The sequence below is a fragment of the Achromobacter sp. JD-1 genome, from assembly GCF_038594925.1.
GTDB classification, from domain to species: Bacteria; Pseudomonadota; Gammaproteobacteria; order Burkholderiales; family Burkholderiaceae_B; genus Achromobacter; species Achromobacter spanius_C.
Genome location: NZ_JBCGCS010000016.1, coordinates 54,880 through 75,648 on the forward strand (window position 1 = coordinate 54,880; position 20,769 = coordinate 75,648).

Sequence of the window (20,769 nt, forward strand, 5' to 3'; positions counted from 1 at the left end):
GGGCAAGCGCGGCGTGGTGCGCGCCAAGCCGCCGCTGCCGGCCATCTCGGGCCTGTTCGGCAAACCCACCGTGATCAACAACGTGATCTCGCTGGCTACCGTGCCCATCATCCTGGCCAAGGGCGCCACCTACTACCGCGATTACGGCGTGGGCCGTTCGCATGGGACGCTGCCCTTCCAGTTGGCGGGCAACCTGAAGCAAGGCGGGCTGGTGGAGAAGGCCTTCGGCCTGAGCCTGCGCGACCTGCTCTATGAATTCGGCGGCGGCAGCGCCTCGGGGCGGCCCCTGCGCGCCGTGCAGGTGGGCGGGCCGCTGGGCGCCTATCTGCCCGAATCGCAATGGGACGTACCGCTGGACTACGAGGCCTATATCCAGATCTCGGCCATGATCGGCCACGGCGGGCTGGTGGCGTTTGACGACACCGTCGACATGGCGCGCATGGCACGCTACGCGATGGAATTCTGCGCCATTGAATCCTGCGGCAAATGCACGCCCTGCCGCATAGGTTCGACGCGCGGCGTCGAAACCATCGACAAGATCGCGGCGGGCGGGGCCGACGCCGGCCAGCGCGAACAGCAAGTACATCTGCTGCGCGACCTGTGCGACACGATGATGGGCGGTTCGCTGTGCGCGCTGGGGGGCATGGCGCCCTACCCCGTGCTGTCCGCGCTGAACCACTTTCCGCAGGACTTCGGCATCGAGTCCTCGCAGTCTGCCGCGCACGCGGCCTGAACCCGAGAGGCGACCATGCTGGAAACCGTCATCAAGCGCGACCGCGACCTGGGCACCCCGGCCCGCGTGTCCGAGAACACCATCACCCTGACCATCGACGGCCAGGAAATCCGCGTGCCCGAAGGCACGTCCCTGATGCGCGCGGCCGCCGAGGCCGGCATCAACATCCCCAAGCTGTGCGCCACCGACAGCCTGGAACCATTTGGATCCTGCCGCCTGTGCCTGGTGCAGATCGAAGGCCGGCGCGGCTATCCCGCGTCGTGCACCACGCCAGCGGAAAACGGCATGGTGGTCTTTACCGAAACACCCAAGCTGCACGAGCTGCGTCGCGGTGTGATGGAGCTCTACATATCCGACCACCCGCTGGACTGCCTGACCTGCCCCGCCAACGGCGACTGCGAATTGCAGGACATGGCCGGCGTGGTGGGCCTGCGCAATGTGCGCTACGGCTACAACGGCGCCAATCACCTGGACGCCAAGGTCGACGACTCCAACCCCTACTTCAGCTACGACGCGTCCAAGTGCATCGTCTGCAACCGCTGCGTGCGCGCCTGCGAGGAAACGCAGGGCACCTTCGCGCTGACGATATCCGGCAAGGGCTTTGAGTCGCGCGTATCGCCCGGGCAGGACCAGCCCTTCCTGGACAGCGAATGCGTGTCTTGCGGCGCCTGCGTGCAGGCTTGCCCCACGTCCACGCTGCAGGAAAAAACCGTCATCATGATGGGTCAGGCCGAGCACTCGGTGGTCACCACCTGTGCCTATTGCGGCGTGGGCTGCGGCTTCAAGGCCGAGATGAAGGGCCAGGAAGTGGTGCGCATGGTGCCGTGGAAAGACGGCCAGGCCAACCGCGGCCATTCCTGTGTGAAGGGCCGTTTTGCATGGGGCTACGCCACGCACAAGGAACGTGTGCTGAAACCCATGATCCGCAAGCACATCACCGATTCCTGGAAAGAAGTGTCCTGGGACGAGGCCATCAACTACGCGGCCTCTGAATTCCGCCGCATCCAAAGCGAGTACGGCCGCGACGCGGTGGGCGGCATTACCTCGTCGCGCTGCACCAACGAAGAAACCTGGCTGGTGCAAAAACTGGTGCGCGCGGCCTTCGGCACCAACAACGTCGACACCTGCGCGCGCGTCTGCCATTCGCCCACCGGCTACGGCCTGAAGCAGACCCTGGGCGAATCCGCCGGCACGCAAACCTTTGATTCGGTCATGCACACCGACGTGGTGATCGTGATGGGCGCCAACCCCAGCAGCGGCCACCCGGTATTTGCCTCGCGCCTGAAGCGCCGGCTGCGCGAAGGCGCGCGCCTGATCGTGATTGACCCGCGCCGCATCGAACTGGTCAGTTCGCCGCACATCAAAGCTGACTTCCATTTGCAAGTGCGCCCCGGCACCAACACCGCGCTGCTGTCGTCGCTGGCGCACGTGATCGCCACCGAAGGCCTGATCGATGACGCCTTCGTGGCCGAGCGCTGCGAAACCAAGGCCTTCAATGAATGGCGCGACTTCGTGTCCTTGCCCGAGAACTCGCCGGAAGCCATGGCCGAGATCACGGGCGTGCCGGCGCAAGACGTGCGCGGCGCGGCGCGTCTGTTCGCCACCGGGGGCAACGGGTCCATCTATTACGGCCTGGGCGTGACCGAGCACAGCCAGGGGTCCACCACCGTGATGGCGATTGCCAACCTGGCCATGGCCACCGGCAACGTCGGCCGCGAGGGCGTGGGCGTGAACCCGCTGCGCGGCCAGAACAACGTGCAGGGCTCGTGCGACATGGGCTCGTTCCCGCATGAGCTGCCCGGCTACCGCCACATTTCCGACAACACGGTGCGCGCGCAATTCGAAAAGGATTGGGGCGTGACCTTGCAGCCTGAACCCGGCCTGCGCATTCCGAACATGTTCGAAGCGGCGCTGGGCGGCTCCTTCAAGGGTCTGTACTGCCAGGGCGAAGACATCGTGCAGTCCGACCCCAACACGCAGCACGTGGCGGCCTCGCTGGCGGCCATGGAATGCATCGTGGTGCAGGACCTGTTCCTGAACGAAACCGCCAAGTACGCGCACGTGTTCCTGCCGGGTTCGTCGTTCCTGGAAAAGGACGGCACCTTCACCAACGCCGAACGCCGCATCTCACGCGTGCGCAAGGTGATGGAGCCCAAGAACGGCAAGTCGGACTGGGAAGTGACGGTGGCGTTGTCCAACGCGCTGGGCTATCCCATGAACTACACGCACCCGCGCCAGATCATGGAAGAAATCGCGCGGCTGACACCGACGTTTGCGGGCGTCAGCTACGACAAGCTGGACAAGCTGGGCAGCCTGCAATGGCCGTGCAACGACGACACACCCGAAGGCACGCCCATCATGCACATCGACACCTTCGTGCGCGGCAAGGGCAAGTTCATGATCACCAAGTACGTGCCCACCGACGAACGCAGCACGCGCCGCTTTCCGCTGCTGTTGACCACCGGCCGCATCTTGTCGCAATACAACGTGGGCGCGCAGACCCGACGCACGCCCAACGTCATGTGGCACAGCGAAGACGTGCTGGAACTGCATCCGCAAGATGCCGAAGACCGTGGCGTGGCGGAAGGCGATTGGGTGGGCATTCAAAGCCGCGCGGGCGAGACCGTGCTGCGCGCCACGCTGACCGACCGGGTGCAACCGGGCGTGGTATACACCACGTTTCACTTTCCCGAGTCCGGCGCCAACGTCGTCACGACGGATGCCTCCGACTGGGCGACCAACTGCCCCGAATACAAGGTCACGGCCGTGCAGGTTACGCGCGTGTCCCAGCCTTCGGAATGGCAGCGCCAGTGGTCGCGCTTTGCCGACATCCAGCAAAAACTGCTGCGCGAGCGATCGCGCGAAAACGAAGCGGCGCTGACCGGGAAATAACGCCCCACAGCCCTGGATGCCATGACCGCCCCCACGCCCCCGTCTTCTCGCCCCGACTGCACGCAGACCCAGGTCACGCGCGTGCGGGCCGGGGCCATCGCCCCGGCCTCCGAGTCCGACTTCGTTGCCGAGGAAACGCCGGTGGCCTTGGAGTTCAACGGCATCAGCCACGCCACCATGCTGGCCACCCCCGCCGACCTGGAAGACTTTGCGGTGGGCTTTTCGCTGTCCGAAGGCATCATCGACAGCGTCAGCGATGTGCGCGGCATTGACGTGCTGCCGCAGTGTGACGGCATCGTGGTGCAGGTGGAAATATCCAGTGCCTGCGAGGTCCGTCTGAAAACACGCCGTCGCGCCATGGCCGGCCGCACCGGCTGCGGGTTGTGTGGTGTGGAAACACTGCCTGAAGTGCTGCGACCGGTGACGCCGGTGACGAATGGATCGACGGTACGCATCCAGGCGGTGCTGAACGCCATGCGCGACATGCGCGCGCGCCAGGCGCTGCACGACATCACGGGCGCCACGCACGCGGCGGGCTGGGCGGGCGCCGATGGCGTGGTGGCGCTGGTGCGTGAAGACGTGGGCCGCCACAACGCGCTGGACAAGCTGATCGGCGCGCTGGCGCGCCAGGCCATGCACGCCGGCAACGGCATCGTGCTGGTGTCCAGCCGCGCCAGTTTTGAAATGGTGCAAAAGACGGCGGCGGCCGGCGTGGCCGTGCTGGCGGCGGTGTCCGCCCCCACCGCTTTGGCCATCCGCCTGGCGCAAGACGCCAACGTCAGCCTGGTGGGCTTCATGCGCGGCGACGACGCCACGCTGTATTCCCACCCCGAACGGCTTATCCCCTGAATCGGGCCTTGAATCGAGCCTAAATCCGGGCTCTGCATTGGACTTAGACACGCAATGGAAATCGGCAACCTGATCCGCATGGCCAACCGCATCGGCCAGTTCTTTGACGCCATGCCGGACCGCCAGGAAGCGCTGGAAGGCGTGACCAACCATATCCAAAAATTCTGGGAACCGCGCATGCGCAACGAGCTGCTCGGCTTTCTGGCGGCCACGCCCGACGGCGATGCCGGCGACGAACAACTGCACCCGCTGGTGCTTGAAGCGGTCACGCAGAACCGCCAGCGCCTGACGCCCGCGCCCCGCGTGGACTAACGGGCGACCAAAACAAAAAACAAACAAAGCGGCAATAAAGCCGCACCCCAGAGGAGACTTCATGGAAAGCACCGCCACCTTGGATTTGCCCGGCGCCAAGCCGGGTTTTTTTGACAAAGAACGCACCATTGCCGGGCCGGGTTTCTCGCGCTGGCTGGTGCCGCCGGCTGCCTTGGCCATCCATTTGTGCATCGGCATGGCCTACGGCTTTTCGGTGTTCTGGTTGCCACTGTCCAAGGTGGTGGGCGGCGCCCAGCCGCTGGCCTGCCCGGCCGACATGAGCCTGGCCGCCGAGCTGTTCACCACCAGTTGCGACTGGCGCATTTCCACCATGGGCTGGATGTACACGCTGTTCTTCGTACTGCTGGGGTGCTCGGCGGCGCTGTGGGGCGGCTGGCTGGAACGCGCCGGCCCGCGCAAGGCAGGCGTGGTGTCGGCCGTGTGCTGGTGCGGCGGTCTGGTCATTTCGGCCATCGGCGTGTACCTGCATCAGATGTGGATGCTATGGCTGGGGTCCGGCGTCATCGGTGGCATCGGGCTGGGGCTGGGCTATATCTCGCCCGTCAGCACGCTGATCAAATGGTTTCCCGACCGTCGTGGCATGGCAACGGGCATGGCCATCATGGGCTTTGGCGGCGGCGCGATGATCGGCGCGCCGCTGGCCGACATGCTGATGCGCCACTTCGCCACGCCCACCTCGGCCGGCGTCTGGCAGACCTTCCTGACCATGGCGCTGGTGTACTTCGTCTTCATGATGTCGGGCGCGCTGGGTTACCGCGTGCCGCCCACCGGCTGGAAGCCGCAGGGCTGGACCGCGCCGGCCAAGCATGCCAACAACGCGATGATCACCAAGGGCCACGTCCACGTGAAGCGGGTCTGGGGCGTGCCGCAGTTCTGGCTGGTGTGGCTGGTGCTGTGCCTGAACGTCACGGCCGGCATCGGCATTCTGGGCATGGCCTCGCCCTTGCTGCAAGAGGTGTTTGGCGGCGGGCTGATCAACAAGCCGGAACTGGGCTTCGGCCAGTTGGACAAGTCACAACTGGCCGCCATCGCGGCCATTGCCGCGGGCTTTACCGGCCTGCTCAGCCTGTTCAATATCGGCGGCCGCTTCTTCTGGGCCAGCCTGTCGGACAAGCTGGGCCGCAAGATGACCTATCTGGTCTTCTTCGTGCTGGGCTTCGTGCTGTACGCCGCCATTCCCTGGACGGCGCACATTGGCGCGCTGGCCCTGTTCGTGGCCGCGTTCTGCGTGATCCTGTCCATGTACGGCGGCGGTTTCGCCACGGTGCCCGCCTACCTGGCGGACCTGTTCGGCACGCAGATGGTGGGCGCCATCCACGGCCGCCTGCTGACCGCGTGGTCGGCGGCCGGTATCTTCGGCCCGGTGCTGGTGAACTACATCCGCGAATACCAGTTGTCGATCGGCGTGCCGCGCGCGCAGGTGTACGACATCACCATGTACATCCTGGCGGGCATGCTGGTGCTGGGCTTTCTGTGCAATCTGGCGATTCGCCCGGTCAACCCCAAGTACTTCATGACGGACGAAGAACTGGCCCGCGAAAAAGCGCTGGCGCATGAGCGCGCCGTGGCAGCCGAAACGCATGGCGTGGGCGCATCCACGTTCCGCACGCCCCTGGCGCTGGTGCTGTTCGCCTGGGCCTGCGTGGGTATTCCGCTGGCCTGGGGCATCTGGATCACGTTGCAGAAGGCGGTGGTGTTGTTCCACTGAACCCGCCCGACCGCTCGGCGCCTGGTGCGCCGAGCGCCGCCCCAGGGCGCGAAGCTGCTACATTGGCAGCCCGCGCCCTATCTTTTTTATTGGTCCCCATGATTCTTAGCCATTCCCCCGTCTTTGCCGGAGCGACACATTGAGCGCCCCTGAATTGCACTGGGAAGAAAACAACGCCCCCCATTCCGCCCGCTGGCGCTCTGAAACCGGCGCAACGCCGCCCAAGCGCGTGGTGGTGGTGGACGACAAGCTGACCGCCGACATGGCCTATCGCCAAGCCTGCGAAGGCGTGGGCCTGCTGTGGCGCGGAGACTTCCAGAACGCCCGCCAGTTGCTGCTGGCCATGACCCGGCGCGTGGACAAGCGTCCGCGCAAGCCCGTCGAGACCATGCTGGAAGCCTTCAACCAGCACCGCCAGATCCAATCGCAACGCGCCCGCATCCTGGGCATGCTGCTGATTCCGTTTGACGCCGGCCACGGTATTTCGCTGCGCCGCGCGCCGGATGCGCGCCAGGCCTGCGAAGAAGCCCACGGCCCGGCCGACGAACCCTATGTGGCGTCGCTGCGCGAACTGCTGGGCTTGATCGGCGCCTTTGAATGGCGCAAGAAAGGCGTGGAGATTCCCGCGCTGAACAACCGCATCCATCCGCACTACGGCGTGTTTTCGCCGCTGCGTGGCGAATATGTGGACCTGGTGGCGAACACGCCAATGCCGCGCGGCAGCGTGGCGTTTGATGTGGGCACCGGCACCGGCGTGCTGGCCGCCGTGATCGCGCGCCGGGGCGGCAAGCGCGTCATCGCCACCGACCTGGACCCGCGCGCGCTGGCTTGCGCCCGCGAAAACCTGGAACGGTTGGGCCTGTCCAAGCAAGTCGATGTGGTTGAGGCGGACCTGTTCCCCGAAGGCCGCGTGTCGCTGGTCGTCTGCAACCCGCCGTGGTTGCCCGCGCGCCCCAGCTCGCCGCTGGAACAAGCCGTGTACGACCCCGACAGCCGCATGCTGCGCGGCTTTCTCAATGGATTGACGGCGCACCTGACACCCAATGGCGAAGGCTGGCTGATCTTGTCGGACCTGGCAGAGCACCTGGGCCTGCGCACCCGCGAACAGTTGCTGGAAATGATCGACGCCGCCGGTCTGCGTGTCATCGAACGCATCGACACCCGCCCCACCCACAGCCGCGCCAAAGACCCCAGCGACCCGCTCTACGCGGCGCGTTCGAAGGAAGTGACGTCGCTATGGAGATTGGGCGCCGCCGCCTGATCGTCGCGTCGTTGCCGGATTGAACCCGCTGCGCGCATCACGCGCAGCGGTTGATCGCCGTTGCGACATCGCCGGCCAGCGATAAACGGCAAACGGCAAACGGCAAACAGCAAAGCACCCAGCGCTAACCGACCGCCAGCAAACCCACCAGCGCCCCGCCGAACAGCAGCCATAGTGGGTGAATGCGCGTCGTGCTACCCAGCACAGCCACCACCACGGTAATCGCACCCAGCACCCAGCTATGCACGGACGCTTCGGTGATGAGCGCCGCGCTGGCGGCCACCAGGCCCACCGTCATCGGAAAAATGCCGGCCTGGATCACGCCGCGCCACGGGCGGTCCTTGAAGCGTTCCCACAAGCCCAGCGCCAGGATCGTGATGAGCGACGACGGGCCAAACTTGGCGATGGTGGTCACCAACATGCCCCACCACCCGGCCACGTGCCAGCCCACCAGCGTCACCACCATCAGGTTGGGGCCGGGCGCGGCCTGGCCCAGCGCGAACAGCGCGGAAAAATCAGCGGCCGTCATCCAGCCGTGCACGTCCACGACTTGGCGCTGCATCTCGGGCAGGATGGTGTTGCCGCCGCCGAACGCCAGCACGGAAAGCTGGGAAAAGATCAGGGCCAGCGCAATCAGGGTATGGATCATCGACGTTGCCTCCAGACCATCAGGATGCTTAACGGCGTCAGCACCGCCATGGTGGGCAAGAGCGGAATGCGCAGCACGGCAATGGCCACGAAGCACAGCGTGGCCACCACGCCGGCCAGCCAATCGCGGCGCTTGATGACCGGCACGCCGATCTTGACCGCCATCGAAATCAGCAGCCCCGCCGCCGCGGCCGCCAGGCCGGCGAACAGGTGCTGGATATGCGGATCGTTCTGAAAGCGGTCATACACCATGCCCAACAGAATGACGATGGCCGACGGCGCCAGGATCAGCCCCATCAAGGCCGCGAAAGCGCCGCGCGGCCCGCGAAATTTCATCCCCAGCGCGACAGACAGGTTGATGATGTTGCCACCCGGCAGGAACTGGCACAGGCCCAGCAAGTCGGTGAATTCCGAGCCGCTGAGCCAGCCGTGCTTCTCGACGACCATGCGGCGCGCCAGGGGTAGCGCCCCGCCAAAAGCGGTCAGGCCCAGCATGAGAAAACCGGTGAACAACTGCCCACAGGTGGGCGGCGGCCGGTTGCCGGATTCAAGGGTGGAGGGTGCTGCATTCATGGGATGACGGGCCGAAGCAAAGCCGGCGGACAAGAGCTGCGCGTGTTGTCGCGCGCGGTGGAAATAACAGAGCAGGAGCCTACTCTTCGACTCAGATAATGTCTAATATATGACCTCATCACCACTCATATTCACTGCATATGGCATCAGTTGATCTACGCCTGCTGCGCTACTTTCTGGCTGTTGCCGAAGAGGCCCATCTGACCAAGGCCGCGGCGCGGCTGGGCATCCGCCAACCGCCTCTCAGCCAACAGATACGCGTGCTGGAACAAGAACTGGGCGTCACCTTGTTCAACCGTCTTCCGCGCGGCATGGAACTTACCGAAAGCGGCCGCGCGTTACTGGAAGACGCGCGCAACATCCTGGCGCTGGTGGATCAGGCCGTGGACGGCGTGCGCCGTGTCTCGCAAGGCGAAGCCGGCCGGCTGACGGTGGGCTTCACCGGGTCGGCCGCCTTCCATCCCTTCGTGCCATCGGTCATCCGGCGTTTTCGTGAAAGCGCGCCGAACGTGCGGCTGGTGCTGGAAGAAAGCAGCACGGGCGAACTGCGCGACGCGGTCAGCGAAGGCCGCGTGGACGTGGCCTTCATCCGGGGCGCGGTCCTGACCAGGCCGGGCGTGGCTGAAGAAACCGTGCTGGAAGAAACCATGCTGGCCGCCTTTCCCGCGGACCACCCCTTCGTCAAGGGCCGTGATCGGCGGCAGATCGCGCTGGCGGAACTGGCCGACGAGTCGCTGATTCTGTACCGCCGCCACAGCGGCCCCGGCCTGTATGACGCCATCATCACGGCGTGCAGCGCGTCCGGCTTCAGCCCGCGCGTGGCGCAGGAAGCGCCGCGCATGTTGTCCACGCTGAGCCTGGTGGCGGCGGGCCTGGGCGTATCGCTGGTGCCCGCGTCCTTGCGGCGGGTCAACATCGAAGGCGTGGTGTACGTGAACGTGACCGGCCCGGTGGCCTTGCGCGCCGGCTTGAACCTGATCTGGCGCGACGCTCCGCTGTCGGGCGCGACCCGCAAACTGATCGACGAAGTGCGCCGCCATCGCGCCGAGGGCCTGGACGAGGGGCATTCCCATCATGCCTAGCGATTCCCTTATTGGCGTATACGACTCGGGCGTGGGCGGCCTGAGCGTGCTGCGCGCCATCCGCGAGGCGCTGCCCCAGGAACAACTGCTGTATGTGGCCGATACGGCGCATGTGCCGTATGGCGAAAAGACGCAGGCCTTCGTTCTGCAGCGTGCCTACGCCTTGGCGGATTATTTCGTGTCGCGCCAGGCCAAGGCCATGGTCGTTGCCTGCAACACGGCGACCGCCGCCGCCATCGCGCCGCTGCGCCAGCGCCATCCCGACCTGATCATCATCGGCGTGGAACCGGCAATCAAACCCGCCGCGCACCTGACGCACAGCGGCGTGGTGGGCGTGTTCGCCACCACCGGCACCTTGGCCAGCCCCAAGTTCGCCACCTTGGTCCAACGCGAAGCGCCCGAAGTACGCATCCTGCTGCACCCTTGCCCGGAATGGGTGCGGCTGGTGGAGCAAGGCAAGTTGTCCGGCCCTGACGTCGACGCCGCGGTGCGCGGGCCGGTGGCCGCCCTGCGCACAGCGGGCGCCGACGTGCTGGTGCTGGGCTGCACCCATTTCCCATTTTTACGCGATGCGATCCAGGCGGCGGCAGGACCCGATGTGCCCCTGCTGGAAACGGGCGCCCCCGTGGCGCGCTGGCTCAAGCATCAACTCCACCAGCATGGCCTGCTGCGCACCGAAGGTGTGGGCGCGCTGCGCCTGGAAACCACCGGCGATGCGCCCACCCTGGCGGCGCTGGCCAGCCAGTTGCTGGCGCCGGGCCTGGACGTTGGGGAAACGCCCGAACGCTGGCGCTAGGCGCAACATTGTGGATGGGGCTTGATCAAGCGCAGCTTTCGATCGGCAAACCGGGCAAAACGGGCTGATCATTCGAAAACAATTCGAATACAGTAGAGCGACCGCCTACCCAGGCTCGCATAACAAGGAGACGCGCAATGAAACGCATCCTGATCCCCGTTGATGGCTCGCAACCCTCGCTGCATGCCGTGCAGGCCCTGCTGGCCGCGCGCGCGTATGACCCGGTCGAACGGGTGGCGCTGCTGACGGTGCAGATTCCGCTGCAGTCCGGCAAGATCGGGCGTGGCCTGTCGCAGGCCGACATCGACGCCTACTACCAGGACGAAGGCGCCGCCGCGCTGCAAGCCGCCAGCGAACTGCTGTCCAAATCCGGCGTGCCGTTCGATGTGCGCGTGGAAATCGGGGAAGCCGCCGAAACCATCGTCCGCGTGGCCAGTGAATCCAACGCCGATGAAATCTACATGGGGTCGCGCGGGCTGGGCTCGGTGTCGTCGCTGTTCATGGGGTCCATCGCCACCCGCGTCCTGCACCTGACGGACCTGCCCGTCACGCTGGTCAAGTAACGCATCCAGGAGCAACCATGCTGAACATTCTTGTCCCCGTCGACGGCTCCGACAATGCCAACCGCGCCGTGCTGTATGCGCGCCAACTGGCCCAGGGCACATCCGCCACGCGCATCCATCTGCTGAACATCCAGGCGCCCACGCACAGGCGCGCTGGCCTGTCGCGCTTGATCACGCAAGACATGATCGATGAGTTCTACCTTCGACAAGGCCAGGAGGCCACGCGGGAAGCCCGCGAACTGCTGGACGTGACCGGCACTGACTACATCACCCACACGGCATTCGGCCACCCCGCCACCGAAATCGCCGGCTACGCGCGCGACCACGGCTGCGCCCGCATCGTGATGGGCACGCGCGGCAACGGCACGCTGGCCAACATCCTGATCGGCTCGGTCGCCAATCAGGTCCTGCAACTGACGGATGTGCCGGTGACCTTGGTGAAGTAAACGCTCAGGCCGTGGGCAGCCGCAGGGTGACGCGCAGCCCGCCCAGCGGCGAACGCCCGGCGTGCACCTCGCCGCCATAGGTGCCGGCAAGGTCTCGCACGATGTCCAGGCCCAGGCCGGAACCCGGCAGTTGCTCGTCCATGCGCACGCCGCGCAGAAAAATCCGTTCGCGCGCATGGTCGTCGATGCCCGGGCCGTCGTCGTCGATGTGCATCAGCAAGTGCCCCGCGTTGGGCATTTCGCCCGTGATCCGCACGTGGCTGCGCGCCCATTTGCAGGCGTTGTCCAGCACATTGCCCAGCATTTCCTGCAGGTCTTGCGGGTCGCCCCGAAACACCAGCGCGCTGGACACGCCCTGCATCTCGATGTGCAGGCCACGTTCGGCATACAGGCGCTGCATGACGCGCACCAGCCCTTCTGTCGCCTCGCGCAGCGGCGCGCGCCCATCCGCCGCGCCCGATGAGGCGGCGGCGCGGGCGCGTGCCAGATGGTGGTCGATCTGGCGGTTTGCCATGGCAACCTGTTCGTTCACCAGCGATGCCGGCACGCTGGCCTGGCGCGACGCGGCGTTGGACAGAATGGTCAGCGGTGTCTTGACCGCGTGCGCCAAATTACCCGCCTGCGTGCGTGCGCGCTGCACGATCTCGGCGTTCATCGCCAGCACCTTGTTGAAGTCGTCCACCAGCGGCTGGATTTCGCTGGGGTAGCGGCCGTCGATGCGGCTGCTGCCGGCGTTCTGCCTGGCCAACTGTTGCCGCAAGCGCGCCAAGGGCCGCAGCCCCACCACCACCTGAACCACCGCCGCCGCCGTCAGCCCCGCAGCCAGCGCGCCCAGCGCCATGGCCAGCATGCCATTGAAGCGGCCGATGGGTTCGGCCAGCACGCGGCGGTCGGCGGCCACCACCAGCCGCAAGGGCGCGGCGTCTTCCTCGGCGGGTTTCAAGATGCGGGCCAACGCGCTCAGGTCACGTCCAGCCGGCCCCATCGTGTCATAGGTGTGATCGCCGGACTCGGTGGCATGCAGCGCCGACGGCGCGGGCGCGGCCAGGGTCTGATCCCACAAAGAACGCGAGCGCGCCACGCCGATGGCGGCCGGACGCGCGCCATCGGCCAGCCTGTCCACCTGCCAATACAGGCCCGACAAGGGCTGCTCCAGTCTAGGGTCGCTAAGCGGCGGGGACACCACGGGGCGCCCATCCGCGCCCACGTTCACGGCGGCGGTCAGCTGATTCAAATGCAGGGCAAGTTCGGCCTGGAACTGCTGCGTGACGTGCTGGCGGAACAGGCTGGCCAAGCCCCAGCCGGCCAAGGCCACCGACCCCACGATCCAGGCCAGGGTGCCGGCAAGCAGCCGCAGTCGCAGCGAGCCCAGCATGCCGGCGCGCGCCGGCTTCATCCGCGCGCCGCCAACCGGTAACCCAGCCCGCGCACGGTTTCGATGGTGTCGGGCGGTAGCTTCTTGCGCAGCCGGCCGATGAAGACCTCGATGGTGTTGGAGTCGCGGTCGAAGTCCTGGGCGTAGATGTGGTCGATCAATTCGGTGCGCGACACGACCTCGCCCGCGCGTTGCATCAACACGGACAACACCTTGAATTCGTGGCTGGTCAAGGACAGAGCCTGGCCGTCGACCGTGGCCTTGGCCTGGCGCGTATCCAGCATCAGCGGGCCGCAACGCCATTGCGCGCTGGCATGCGCGGTACTGCGGCGCAGCAGCGCGCGCACGCGCGCCAGCAACTCTTCCATGTGAAACGGCTTGGTCAGGTAGTCGTCCGCGCCGGCGTCGATGCCCGCCACCTTTTCATGCCAGTTGTCGCGCGCCGTCAAGATCAGCACCGGCATGTTGCGCTGCGCCGCGCGCCACTGCTTCAGCACGGTCAGGCCGTCCATGACCGGCAGGCCCAGGTCCAGCACCACGGCGTCGAACGCTTCGACGTCGCCCAGGAATCGCGCGGATTCGCCGTCGCTGGCCTTGTCCACCGTGTACCCCGCCGCGTGCAGGGCATCGGCCAATTGGGCGGCCAGCGTGGGCTCGTCTTCCACCACCAGGATGCGCATCAGTCCTTGCCCTTGAATTTGATGTCGCGCCCCTTCACGGCCAGCAAGGCGCCGTCGCGCGCGTCGATCTTCAGTTTCAGGATGCCGCCGCCGCTTTGCAACACGCGGATCTCGTAGATGAATTCGTCATCGTCCTCTTCGAATTCCACCTTGACCACCTGCCCGGGAAAATCACGTTCAACGATATCCAGCACCGCGCCCAGCGGCAGCACCTTGCCGGCTTCCAGCGCCTGGCGCGCGCGTTCGTGGTCGTTGTCGTCGGCCAGACCGCTGACCGGCCCCGACATCAACGCCACGGCCAGCACGCACCCCGACAGCAGGATGCCGCCGCGTTTACGCCGGAAGAATGGAGCTTGCCGCAATGCAGGACCTTTGAAACGTGTAGGGAATCGACCGCCATTTATACCGCGTCGGCGATGAACCGCACATGAACAAGGGCTTCAGAAAAGGTTCATGCGGCGAACCCAATAATGGCCACAGGGTCAACGAAACGGCCTGATTTTTTCCACCCTTTTTTCTCATACCCTTTCCCTTACTGCTAGGAGCTACCCACCATGACGCGCATTCAGAAAACCTTGGCCGCATTGGCAATTGGCGCTTCCGCCCTGGTCGCCGGCACCGCCGTGCAGGCGCAGACCGCCACGCCGGCGCCCGCCGCGCCCGCCGCCACCACCCCCGCCGCACCGATGCTGACCATCCGCCAGGTCTACGACAAGATGGAAGCCGCGGGCTACCGCAACATCTCCGAGATCGAGCGTTCGCGCAAACACGGCTACGAGGTCAAGGCCTACGACCCTCAAGGCCAGCGCGTGGAGCTCTACGTCGATCCGCAGTCTGGCGCCGTCACGCGCAGCCGCTTCGACGATTGATCTTGCCAGGCCGGGGCCGGCCCGCGCGGGTGAGTATGATGGGGCAGTCCAACCGCCTTGGAGTCGCCTCATGCCCCCCTTGCGAATCGCGCGTGCCCTGGCGGCCGGCGTGGCGCTTGCCACGCTTGGCGCCCTTGCCGCCTGCGGCGAAATGGCCACCTTGCCCGTCGAAGCGGGCATGGGCCCCAAGCCTACCCTGCCCGCCCCCAACACCACCCTGATCCCCACCGTCAACACCGCGCGCGCCGTCGGCTGGGCCGATGGCGCACAGCCCGTGGCCGCCACCGGCCTGGCCGTGAACGCCTACGCCAGCGGCCTGGACCATCCGCGCTGGCTCTATGTGCTGCCCAACGGCGACGTGCTGGTCGCCGAAACCAACGCCCCGCCCAAGCCCGAAGGCGCGGGCGGCGGCTTGAAGGCTTGGGCGGCGGGCATCGTCATGAAACGCGCGGGCGCCAAGACGCCCAGCGCCAACCGCATCACCTTGTTGCGCGACGCCAACCACGACGGCGTGGCCGAAACGCGCAGCGTCTTGCTGCAAGACCTGAATTCGCCCTTCGGCATGGCCTTGATCGGCAATCAGCTGTATGTGGCCAACGCCGACGCCGTGCTGCGCTTTCCGTACGAAACGGGCCAGACGCGAATCACGGCCCCGGGCGTGCGCGTCACCGAACTGCCTGCCGGCATCAACCATCATTGGACCAAGAACCTGATCGCCAACGCCGACGGCAGCAAGCTGTACGTGTCGGTGGGTTCCAACAGCAATGTGGGCGAAAACGGCATGAACATCGAAGAAGGCCGCGCCGCCATCTGGGAAATCGACGTGGCCAGCGGCAATAAGCGGCTTTATGCCACGGGCCTGCGCAACCCGGTCGGCATGGCTTGGGCGCCAGACGGCAAGACCCTGTGGACGGCGGTCAATGAACGCGACGAGCTGGGCAGCGACCTGGTGCCTGACTACATGACGTCGGTGAAAGACGGCGGTTTTTACGGCTGGCCCTACAGCTATTTCGGGCAGCACGTGGACACCCGCGTCACGCCGCCACGCCCGGACCTGGTTGCGCGCGCCATCGTGCCCGACTACGCGCTGGGTCCACACACGGCGTCCCTGGGGCTGGCCTGGTCGGGCAAGACCCGGCTGCCGGCGCCGTTTACCGGCGGCATGTTCGTGGGCCAGCACGGATCATGGAATCGCGACCCGCGCAGTGGCTACAAGGTCATCTTCGTGCCGTTTGCCGACGGCGCGCCCAGCGGGCCGGCACGCGACGTGTTGACCGGGTTTCTGAACGAACAAGGGCAGGCGCAGGGGCGGCCGGTGGGCGTGGCCATCGACAGCCAGGGTGATCTGCTGACGGCGGACGATGTGGGCAATGTGATCTGGCGCGTCAGCCCGCAGCCATGATGCGGGCCTGCCATGCCAGCCGGGTCATGCAGGCTTTCAGCAGCCTGCTTATTCGCGCCGGCTTGCGTTGTATCAAATGCGCCCTTGCGGGCCTTGGCATTCTGACTGGCAGCGGGGTGAGAATGTCGTGAAACCGGTTCCATGCGCATGGCACGGGCCGGACATCCGCTTTTTGCGAAACGTTGGAGGCATGAATATGTTGTTCAAGAAATTGTGCGTGGCAGCCGTCCTGGCTGCCGCGTCGGCCCCGGTCCTGGCCGCCGAATGTTCGGTGGATATCGCCGGCAACGACCAGATGCAGTTCGACAAGAAGGAAATCACGGTCAGCAAAAGCTGCAAGCAATTCACCGTGAACCTGACGCATCCAGGCAAGCTGGCCAAGAACGTCATGGGCCACAACTGGGTGCTGACCACCACGGCCGACATGCAAGGCGCCGTGAACGACGGCATGGCCGCCGGGCTGGACAAGGACTACGTGAAGCCGGGTGACGCCCGCGTCATCGCGCACACCAAGGTCATTGGCGGCGGTGAAAAAGATTCCGTCACCTTCGACGTCAGCAAGCTTGCCGCCGGCACCGCCTACACCTATTTTTGCTCCTTCCCCGGCCACTTCGCGCTGATGAAGGGTAGCTTGAAGCTGGTCGACTGAGCTGGCGCGCGGCTAGCTGGCGCGCGGCTAGCTGGCGCGCAGGCGCTGCGACGCACGGGCTCCGCCCCTCGGAAAATCCGGGGCGCGGGGCCCGTTTCCATGAAGGGGATCCCCCTACAATGGCTGCTCTTCGTACGCTTCGTACACCCCGACAGGAGCAGGCATGAGTACCGAAAAAGTAGCGATCGTGACGGCGGGCGGCAGTGGCATGGGAGCGGCCGCGGCGCGCAAACTGGCGGCCGACGGATATCGGGTCGCCATTTTGTCATCGTCCGGCAAGGGCGAGGCCCTGGCGGGCGAACTGGGCGGCATTGGCGTCACCGGCTCGAACCGGTCCACCGACGACCTGGCCCGGCTGCTTGAAACCACCTTGGAAAAATGGGGCCGCGTGGATGCCGTGGTCAATAGCGCCGGCCACGGTCCCAAGGGCCCGCTGCTGTCCATCAGCGACGACGACTGGCACCTGGGCATGGAGTTCTACCTGCTGAACGTGGTGCGTATCACCCGCCTGGTCGCGCCGGTCATGAAGCAGCAGAAGTCGGGCGCCATCGTCAATATCTCCACCTATGCCACCTTCGAACCCGAAGCGCTGTTTCCCACGTCGGGCGTGTTCCGCGCCGGCCTGGCCGCCTTCACCAAGGTGTTTTCGGATGAATACGCCGAACACAATGTGCGGATGAACAACGTGCTGCCCGGCTTTATCGACAGCCTGCCCGAAAAAGAAGATCGCCGCACCCGCATCCCCATGGGCCGCTACGGCACCGCCGAAGAAGTGGCGGACCTGATCGCCTTCCTGGCCTCTGACGCGTCGTCCTACATCACCGGCCAGAACATCCGTATCGACGGCGGCATCACGCGCTCGATCTGAGCCTCATGCTTTGGGATTAATCCTCTCGTCCGTATGACGGTATTGAAGCGCGCGGCGCGGTTCAGTACCGTAGTCAATCGCATACGACGAGAGGCTTGCGATGACAGTTACCCCCGGCCAGGCCTCGCGCTTTCTGGCGCAGGCCACGTTCGGGCCCACCCCCGCCCTGATCGACGCCGTGGTGCGCGAGGGCTATGCCGACTGGCTTGACGCCCAGTTGGCGATGCCGCCGTCCCAGACGCATTTTGACTGGCTGCTGCAACAGCGGAAAAACACCGAGGCGTTCAAGGGCAACGGCATCAACGCGCCGCTGGAGTCCACGCTGTGGCGCAAGTTCATCAGCGCGGAAGACCAGGTGCGTACGCGCATGGCCTTCGCCCTGTCCGAGATTTTCGTGGTGGGGGTGCAGTCCATTACCGCATCGTGGCCGCTGTTTGGCGCGGCGGGCTTCATGGACCTGCTGGCCGAACACGCGCTGGGGAACTACCAAGCGCTGCTGACCGCCGTCACCAAAAACCTGTCGATGGGTTGCATGCTGACGTATCGCGGCAACCGCAAGGAAGACCCCAAGACCGGCCGCCACCCCGACGAGAACTACGCGCGCGAGGTCATGCAGTTGTTCAGCATCGGGCTATTGATGCTGGAACCGGACGGCACCGTGAAGCTGGTGAACGGCGCACCGGTGGAAACCTATACCAATGCGGACGTGCAGGGGCTGGCGCGTGTGTTTACCGGCTGGGACATCAACGGCCCGGAAACCAATGTGGAGTTTCACCGGCGGCCCATGGCGTTGAACAATGCCCTGCATTCGATGAGTGAAAAGCGGTTTCTGGGCGCGGTGATACCGGCGGGCACCGACGGGCATCTATCGCTGCAAAAGGCCATGGACGTGATTTGCGCGCATCCGAACGTGGGGCCTTTCATCGGCATGCAACTGATTCAGCGGCTGGTCACCAGCAACCCCAGCCCGGCCTATGTGCGACGCGTGTCGGCGGTGTTCGACGACGACGGCAGCGGCGCGCGCGGCAATCTGAAGGCAGTGCTGCGCGCCATCTTGCTGGACCCCGAAGCGCGTGCGCCTGATCTGAACGACCCCACCTGGGGCAAGGTGCGCGAACCCATCCTGCGCTTCTCGGGCTGGGCGCGCGCCTTTGGCGCCACGTCCACCAATGGGGCGTGGGCCATGCCGGACACCACCGACAACACCATCCGGCTGGCGCAAAGCCCCATGCGATCGGCAACGGTGTTCAACTTTTTTCGCCCTCGCTACACGCCTCCGGTCACGGAACTGGCCAAGCGCCATCTGGTCGCGCCCGAGCTGCAGATTACCGATGAGACAAGCATCGCGGGCTACTTGAATTTTCTGGCCATCTACGCGGATCGCGGGTGGGAAGATTTACAGACTAGCTACGCGCCGGAGATCGCCTTGGCGAAGGACCCGCAAGCGTTGGTGTCGCGCATCGTGCTGCTGTTGGCGGGAGACGCCTTCAGCGCGCGCACCGCCGAGTCCATCGCGGAAGCCGTCGCCACCCTACCCGCCAATCGGCCACGCGACCGCGTGCGGGCGGCCATCCTGCTGGTGGCCGCCAGCCCTGAATACCTGGTGCAGAAATGAAGCGATCCCACGACGCAGACCGCCGCGCCTTTCTGTTGCGCGCCTGCGCGTTGGGCGCCACGGGCGCCGCCGCGCCGCTGGCCTTGAACCTGGCGGCCTTGGGCGCGGCGGCCGCGCAGTCCGCGCCAGCATCCTACAAGGCGCTGGTCTGCGTGTTCCTGTATGGCGGCAACGACCCCTACAACACCGTCGTGCCCTACGACACCGCCGCCTATCGCGCCTATGCCGCCGCGCGTGGCGATATCGGGTTGAAGCGAGATGCGCTGCAAGCCACCGTCTTGCGCGGCAAAGCGCCCGCTGCCGGCGGGGCGCAGTTCGCCCTGGCCCCCGCGCTGGCGCCGCTTGCGCCGCTGTATGAAAGCGGACAGCTGGCCGTGCTGCTCAACGTTGGGCCATTGGTCACGCCCACGTCCAAGGCGGAATACATCAGCGCGCGCGTGCCGCTGCCGCCAAAACTGTTTTCCCACAACGACCAGCAAGCCTACTGGCAGGCGCTGGCCCCTGAAGGTGCCTCGTCAGGCTGGGCGGGTCGGCTGACGGATCTGTTTGCCGGCGCCAACGCGCAGCGCACCTTCACGGGTATTACAGCGGGCGGCAGCACGGTGCTGCTGGCCGGGCGCAAGGTGGCGGGGTATCGGGTGGGTATCAATGGGTCCACGTCGATTGATCTGTTGGGCCGGGATATGTACGGCTCCAGCGCCTGCACCGCGCTGCTTCGGCAGTTGATCACGCAACCGCGTGAACACTTGATGGAACGCGAAATGGCGCGCATCGCGGCGCAGTCCATCAGCGCCGATACGCAGTTGCGCGCGGCCCTGGCGGATGTGGCGGTGCCGGGAGATTTTTCGTCGCCCCTGGCGCAGCAGTTGAAGATCGTGGCGCGCATCATCGGCGCCCGCCAGGCTTTGGGCGCGAGGCGGCAGGTGTTTTTTGTGTCGCAGAATGGGTATGACAATCACACCGGATTGAATGACACGCACCCGGCGCTGCTGCGCGAGCTGGGGCAGGCGATGGCTGCGTTCCAGCAAGCGCTGTCGTCGATGGGCGTGGCGGATCAGGTCACCACCTTCACGGCGTCGGAGTTCGGACGCACGCTGGGTTCAAACGGCAACGGCTCGGACCACGGCTGGGGTTCGCATCATTTCGTGATGGGCGGCGCGGTCAAGGGCGGCCGCTATTACGGCGCGCATCCAGAGATTGCGCTGGACGGCCCTGGGTTTGTGGATAACGGGCGCTTGTTGCCGACGTTGGCGGTGGACCAATTGGGGGCGGCGTTGGGAGGGTGGTTTGGCGCGGGGAGGGAGGAATTGGGGATGGTGTTTCCGAATTTGAGGAATTTTGATGTGGGTGGGGTGGGGGTGATGGGGGGGGATGTTTGATGGGTTTCGCGCGAATTACGCTTGGGTTCTTTTCCTGGGCATCTCGCG

At 65.8% G+C, this 20,769-nt stretch carries 21 protein-coding genes; 16 read left to right on the forward strand and 5 right to left on the reverse strand.

All coding sequences use genetic code 11. The features are described from left to right. The 6 genes from WBR68_RS22210 to WBR68_RS22235 form a co-directional block, all read left to right on the forward strand. A partial coding sequence (locus WBR68_RS22210; protein ID WP_304505229.1) for an NADH-ubiquinone oxidoreductase-F iron-sulfur binding region domain-containing protein occupies window positions 1-733 on the forward strand: 733 nt, incomplete at its 5' end. Window positions 734-748: 15 nt separating this feature from the next. Further along, window positions 749-3,625, forward strand: a complete 2,877-nt coding sequence (gene fdhF, locus WBR68_RS22215) for a formate dehydrogenase subunit alpha (RefSeq protein WP_230695272.1) — start codon at window positions 749-751, stop codon at window positions 3,623-3,625. Window positions 3,626-3,646: 21 nt separating this feature from the next. Then, window positions 3,647-4,474: a formate dehydrogenase accessory sulfurtransferase FdhD gene (gene fdhD, locus WBR68_RS22220; protein ID WP_230695273.1), complete on the forward strand. Its 828-nt coding sequence runs from the start codon at window positions 3,647-3,649 to the stop codon at window positions 4,472-4,474. Between the two features lie 54 nt (window positions 4,475-4,528). Next, entirely contained in the window at window positions 4,529-4,786 is a 258-nt protein-coding gene (locus WBR68_RS22225; RefSeq protein ID WP_050448228.1) for a formate dehydrogenase subunit delta, read from the forward strand. Window positions 4,787-4,847: 61 nt separating this feature from the next. Then, window positions 4,848-6,515, forward strand: a complete 1,668-nt coding sequence (locus WBR68_RS22230; protein WP_050448227.1) for an OFA family MFS transporter — start codon at window positions 4,848-4,850, stop codon at window positions 6,513-6,515. A 139-nt stretch (window positions 6,516-6,654) separates the two neighbouring features. Continuing rightward, window positions 6,655-7,776: a methyltransferase gene (locus WBR68_RS22235; RefSeq protein WP_050448226.1), complete on the forward strand. Its 1,122-nt coding sequence runs from the start codon at window positions 6,655-6,657 to the stop codon at window positions 7,774-7,776. A 124-nt stretch (window positions 7,777-7,900) separates the two neighbouring features. Here WBR68_RS22235 and WBR68_RS22240 read toward each other — a convergent pair whose 3' ends face one another. Both WBR68_RS22240 and WBR68_RS22245 read right to left on the reverse strand, forming a co-directional pair. Next, window positions 7,901-8,425 carry a chromate transporter gene (locus WBR68_RS22240; RefSeq protein ID WP_050448225.1) on the reverse strand — a complete coding sequence of 175 codons (525 nt, stop codon included), beginning with the start codon at window positions 8,423-8,425 and terminating at the stop codon, window positions 7,901-7,903. Continuing rightward, window positions 8,422-8,997 carry a chromate transporter gene (locus WBR68_RS22245; protein ID WP_127185538.1) on the reverse strand — a complete coding sequence of 192 codons (576 nt, stop codon included), beginning with the start codon at window positions 8,995-8,997 and terminating at the stop codon, window positions 8,422-8,424. The genes WBR68_RS22240 and WBR68_RS22245 overlap by 4 nt, the downstream gene beginning before the upstream one ends. Before the next feature lie 140 nt (window positions 8,998-9,137). Here WBR68_RS22245 and WBR68_RS22250 point away from each other — a divergent pair, with 140 nt between their 5' ends. The 4 genes from WBR68_RS22250 (at window position 9,138) to WBR68_RS22265 (ending at window position 11,884) form a co-directional block, all read left to right on the forward strand. Then, window positions 9,138-10,079 carry a LysR substrate-binding domain-containing protein gene (locus WBR68_RS22250; protein ID WP_050448223.1) on the forward strand — a complete coding sequence of 314 codons (942 nt, stop codon included), beginning with the start codon at window positions 9,138-9,140 and terminating at the stop codon, window positions 10,077-10,079. Further along, the gene (gene murI, locus WBR68_RS22255) at window positions 10,072-10,875 is read left to right on the forward strand and encodes a glutamate racemase (RefSeq protein ID WP_230695274.1); all 804 of its coding nucleotides are present in this window, start codon (window positions 10,072-10,074) and stop codon (window positions 10,873-10,875) included. Before WBR68_RS22250 ends, murI begins: the two co-directional genes overlap by 8 nt. A 137-nt stretch (window positions 10,876-11,012) precedes the next feature. Continuing rightward, entirely contained in the window at window positions 11,013-11,438 is a 426-nt protein-coding gene (locus WBR68_RS22260) for a universal stress protein (RefSeq protein ID WP_050448221.1), read from the forward strand. 17 nt (window positions 11,439-11,455) lie between these two features. Beyond that, window positions 11,456-11,884 (forward strand): universal stress protein, encoded by a 429-nt coding sequence (locus WBR68_RS22265; protein WP_050448220.1) that lies wholly within the window; start codon window positions 11,456-11,458, stop codon window positions 11,882-11,884. A 4-nt stretch (window positions 11,885-11,888) separates the two neighbouring features. Here WBR68_RS22265 and WBR68_RS22270 read toward each other — a convergent pair whose 3' ends face one another. The 3 genes from WBR68_RS22270 to WBR68_RS22280 are packed head-to-tail and all read right to left on the reverse strand — an operon-like array spanning window position 11,889 to window position 14,226. Beyond that, the gene (locus WBR68_RS22270; protein WP_230695275.1) at window positions 11,889-13,280 is read right to left on the reverse strand and encodes a sensor histidine kinase; all 1,392 of its coding nucleotides are present in this window, start codon (window positions 13,278-13,280) and stop codon (window positions 11,889-11,891) included. Next, a complete protein-coding gene (locus WBR68_RS22275) occupies window positions 13,277-13,939 on the reverse strand; it encodes a response regulator transcription factor (RefSeq protein ID WP_230695276.1) in 663 nt (220 codons plus the stop codon). The genes WBR68_RS22270 and WBR68_RS22275 overlap by 4 nt, the downstream gene beginning before the upstream one ends. After that, window positions 13,939-14,226 carry a PepSY domain-containing protein gene (locus WBR68_RS22280; RefSeq protein ID WP_050448272.1) on the reverse strand — a complete coding sequence of 96 codons (288 nt, stop codon included), beginning with the start codon at window positions 14,224-14,226 and terminating at the stop codon, window positions 13,939-13,941. Before WBR68_RS22280 ends, WBR68_RS22275 begins: the two co-directional genes overlap by 1 nt. Window positions 14,227-14,493: 267 nt before the next feature. Between WBR68_RS22280 and WBR68_RS22285 the strand changes: the two genes are divergently transcribed. The 6 genes from WBR68_RS22285 (at window position 14,494) to WBR68_RS22310 (ending at window position 20,721) form a co-directional block, all read left to right on the forward strand. After that, on the forward strand, window positions 14,494-14,808 hold the full coding sequence (locus WBR68_RS22285) for a PepSY domain-containing protein (RefSeq protein WP_127185541.1): 315 nt from the start codon (window positions 14,494-14,496) through the stop codon (window positions 14,806-14,808). Between the two features lie 70 nt (window positions 14,809-14,878). After that, the gene (locus tag WBR68_RS22290) at window positions 14,879-16,210 is read left to right on the forward strand and encodes a PQQ-dependent sugar dehydrogenase (protein WP_230695277.1); all 1,332 of its coding nucleotides are present in this window, start codon (window positions 14,879-14,881) and stop codon (window positions 16,208-16,210) included. Window positions 16,211-16,406: 196 nt separating this feature from the next. Beyond that, window positions 16,407-16,859, forward strand: coding sequence for an azurin (gene azu / locus WBR68_RS22295; RefSeq protein ID WP_050448215.1), 453 nt, complete (start codon window positions 16,407-16,409; stop codon window positions 16,857-16,859). 163 nt (window positions 16,860-17,022) lie between these two features. Then, a complete protein-coding gene (locus WBR68_RS22300; protein WP_050448214.1) occupies window positions 17,023-17,727 on the forward strand; it encodes an SDR family oxidoreductase in 705 nt (234 codons plus the stop codon). 100 nt (window positions 17,728-17,827) lie between these two features. Next, window positions 17,828-19,342, forward strand: coding sequence for a DUF1800 domain-containing protein (locus WBR68_RS22305; RefSeq protein ID WP_230695278.1), 1,515 nt, complete (start codon window positions 17,828-17,830; stop codon window positions 19,340-19,342). Next, window positions 19,339-20,721 (forward strand): DUF1501 domain-containing protein, encoded by a 1,383-nt coding sequence (locus tag WBR68_RS22310; RefSeq protein ID WP_230695279.1) that lies wholly within the window; start codon window positions 19,339-19,341, stop codon window positions 20,719-20,721. Before WBR68_RS22305 ends, WBR68_RS22310 begins: the two co-directional genes overlap by 4 nt. Window positions 20,722-20,769 lie beyond the last annotated feature (48 nt).

Excerpts from the sequence above, each read along its gene's own strand:
- fdhF (WP_230695272.1), top strand. The coding sequence starts at position 749 with ATGCTGGAAACCGTCATCAAGCGCGACCGCGACCTGGGCACCCCGGCC.
- WBR68_RS22260 (WP_050448221.1), top strand. The coding sequence starts at position 11,013 with ATGAAACGCATCCTGATCCCCGTTGATGGCTCGCAACCCTCGCTGCAT.
- WBR68_RS22280 (WP_050448272.1), bottom strand. The coding sequence starts at position 14,226 with ATGTCGGGGCCGGTCAGCGGTCTGGCCGACGACAACGACCACGAACGC.
- WBR68_RS22290 (WP_230695277.1), top strand. The coding sequence starts at position 14,879 with ATGCCCCCCTTGCGAATCGCGCGTGCCCTGGCGGCCGGCGTGGCGCTT.
- WBR68_RS22310 (WP_230695279.1), top strand. The coding sequence starts at position 19,339 with ATGAAGCGATCCCACGACGCAGACCGCCGCGCCTTTCTGTTGCGCGCC.
- WBR68_RS22285 (WP_127185541.1), top strand. The coding sequence starts at position 14,494 with ATGACGCGCATTCAGAAAACCTTGGCCGCATTGGCAATTGGCGCTTCC.
- WBR68_RS22240 (WP_050448225.1), bottom strand. The coding sequence starts at position 8,425 with ATGATCCATACCCTGATTGCGCTGGCCCTGATCTTTTCCCAGCTTTCC.
- WBR68_RS22250 (WP_050448223.1), top strand. The coding sequence starts at position 9,138 with ATGGCATCAGTTGATCTACGCCTGCTGCGCTACTTTCTGGCTGTTGCC.
- WBR68_RS22300 (WP_050448214.1), top strand. The coding sequence starts at position 17,023 with ATGAGTACCGAAAAAGTAGCGATCGTGACGGCGGGCGGCAGTGGCATG.
- WBR68_RS22270 (WP_230695275.1), bottom strand. The coding sequence starts at position 13,280 with ATGAAGCCGGCGCGCGCCGGCATGCTGGGCTCGCTGCGACTGCGGCTG.
- murI (WP_230695274.1), top strand. The coding sequence starts at position 10,072 with ATGCCTAGCGATTCCCTTATTGGCGTATACGACTCGGGCGTGGGCGGC.
- WBR68_RS22245 (WP_127185538.1), bottom strand. The coding sequence starts at position 8,997 with ATGAATGCAGCACCCTCCACCCTTGAATCCGGCAACCGGCCGCCGCCC.
- fdhD (WP_230695273.1), top strand. The coding sequence starts at position 3,647 with ATGACCGCCCCCACGCCCCCGTCTTCTCGCCCCGACTGCACGCAGACC.
- WBR68_RS22275 (WP_230695276.1), bottom strand. The coding sequence starts at position 13,939 with ATGCGCATCCTGGTGGTGGAAGACGAGCCCACGCTGGCCGCCCAATTG.
- WBR68_RS22225 (WP_050448228.1), top strand. The coding sequence starts at position 4,529 with ATGGAAATCGGCAACCTGATCCGCATGGCCAACCGCATCGGCCAGTTC.
- azu (WP_050448215.1), top strand. The coding sequence starts at position 16,407 with ATGTTGTTCAAGAAATTGTGCGTGGCAGCCGTCCTGGCTGCCGCGTCG.
- WBR68_RS22305 (WP_230695278.1), top strand. The coding sequence starts at position 17,828 with ATGACAGTTACCCCCGGCCAGGCCTCGCGCTTTCTGGCGCAGGCCACG.
- WBR68_RS22265 (WP_050448220.1), top strand. The coding sequence starts at position 11,456 with ATGCTGAACATTCTTGTCCCCGTCGACGGCTCCGACAATGCCAACCGC.
- WBR68_RS22230 (WP_050448227.1), top strand. The coding sequence starts at position 4,848 with ATGGAAAGCACCGCCACCTTGGATTTGCCCGGCGCCAAGCCGGGTTTT.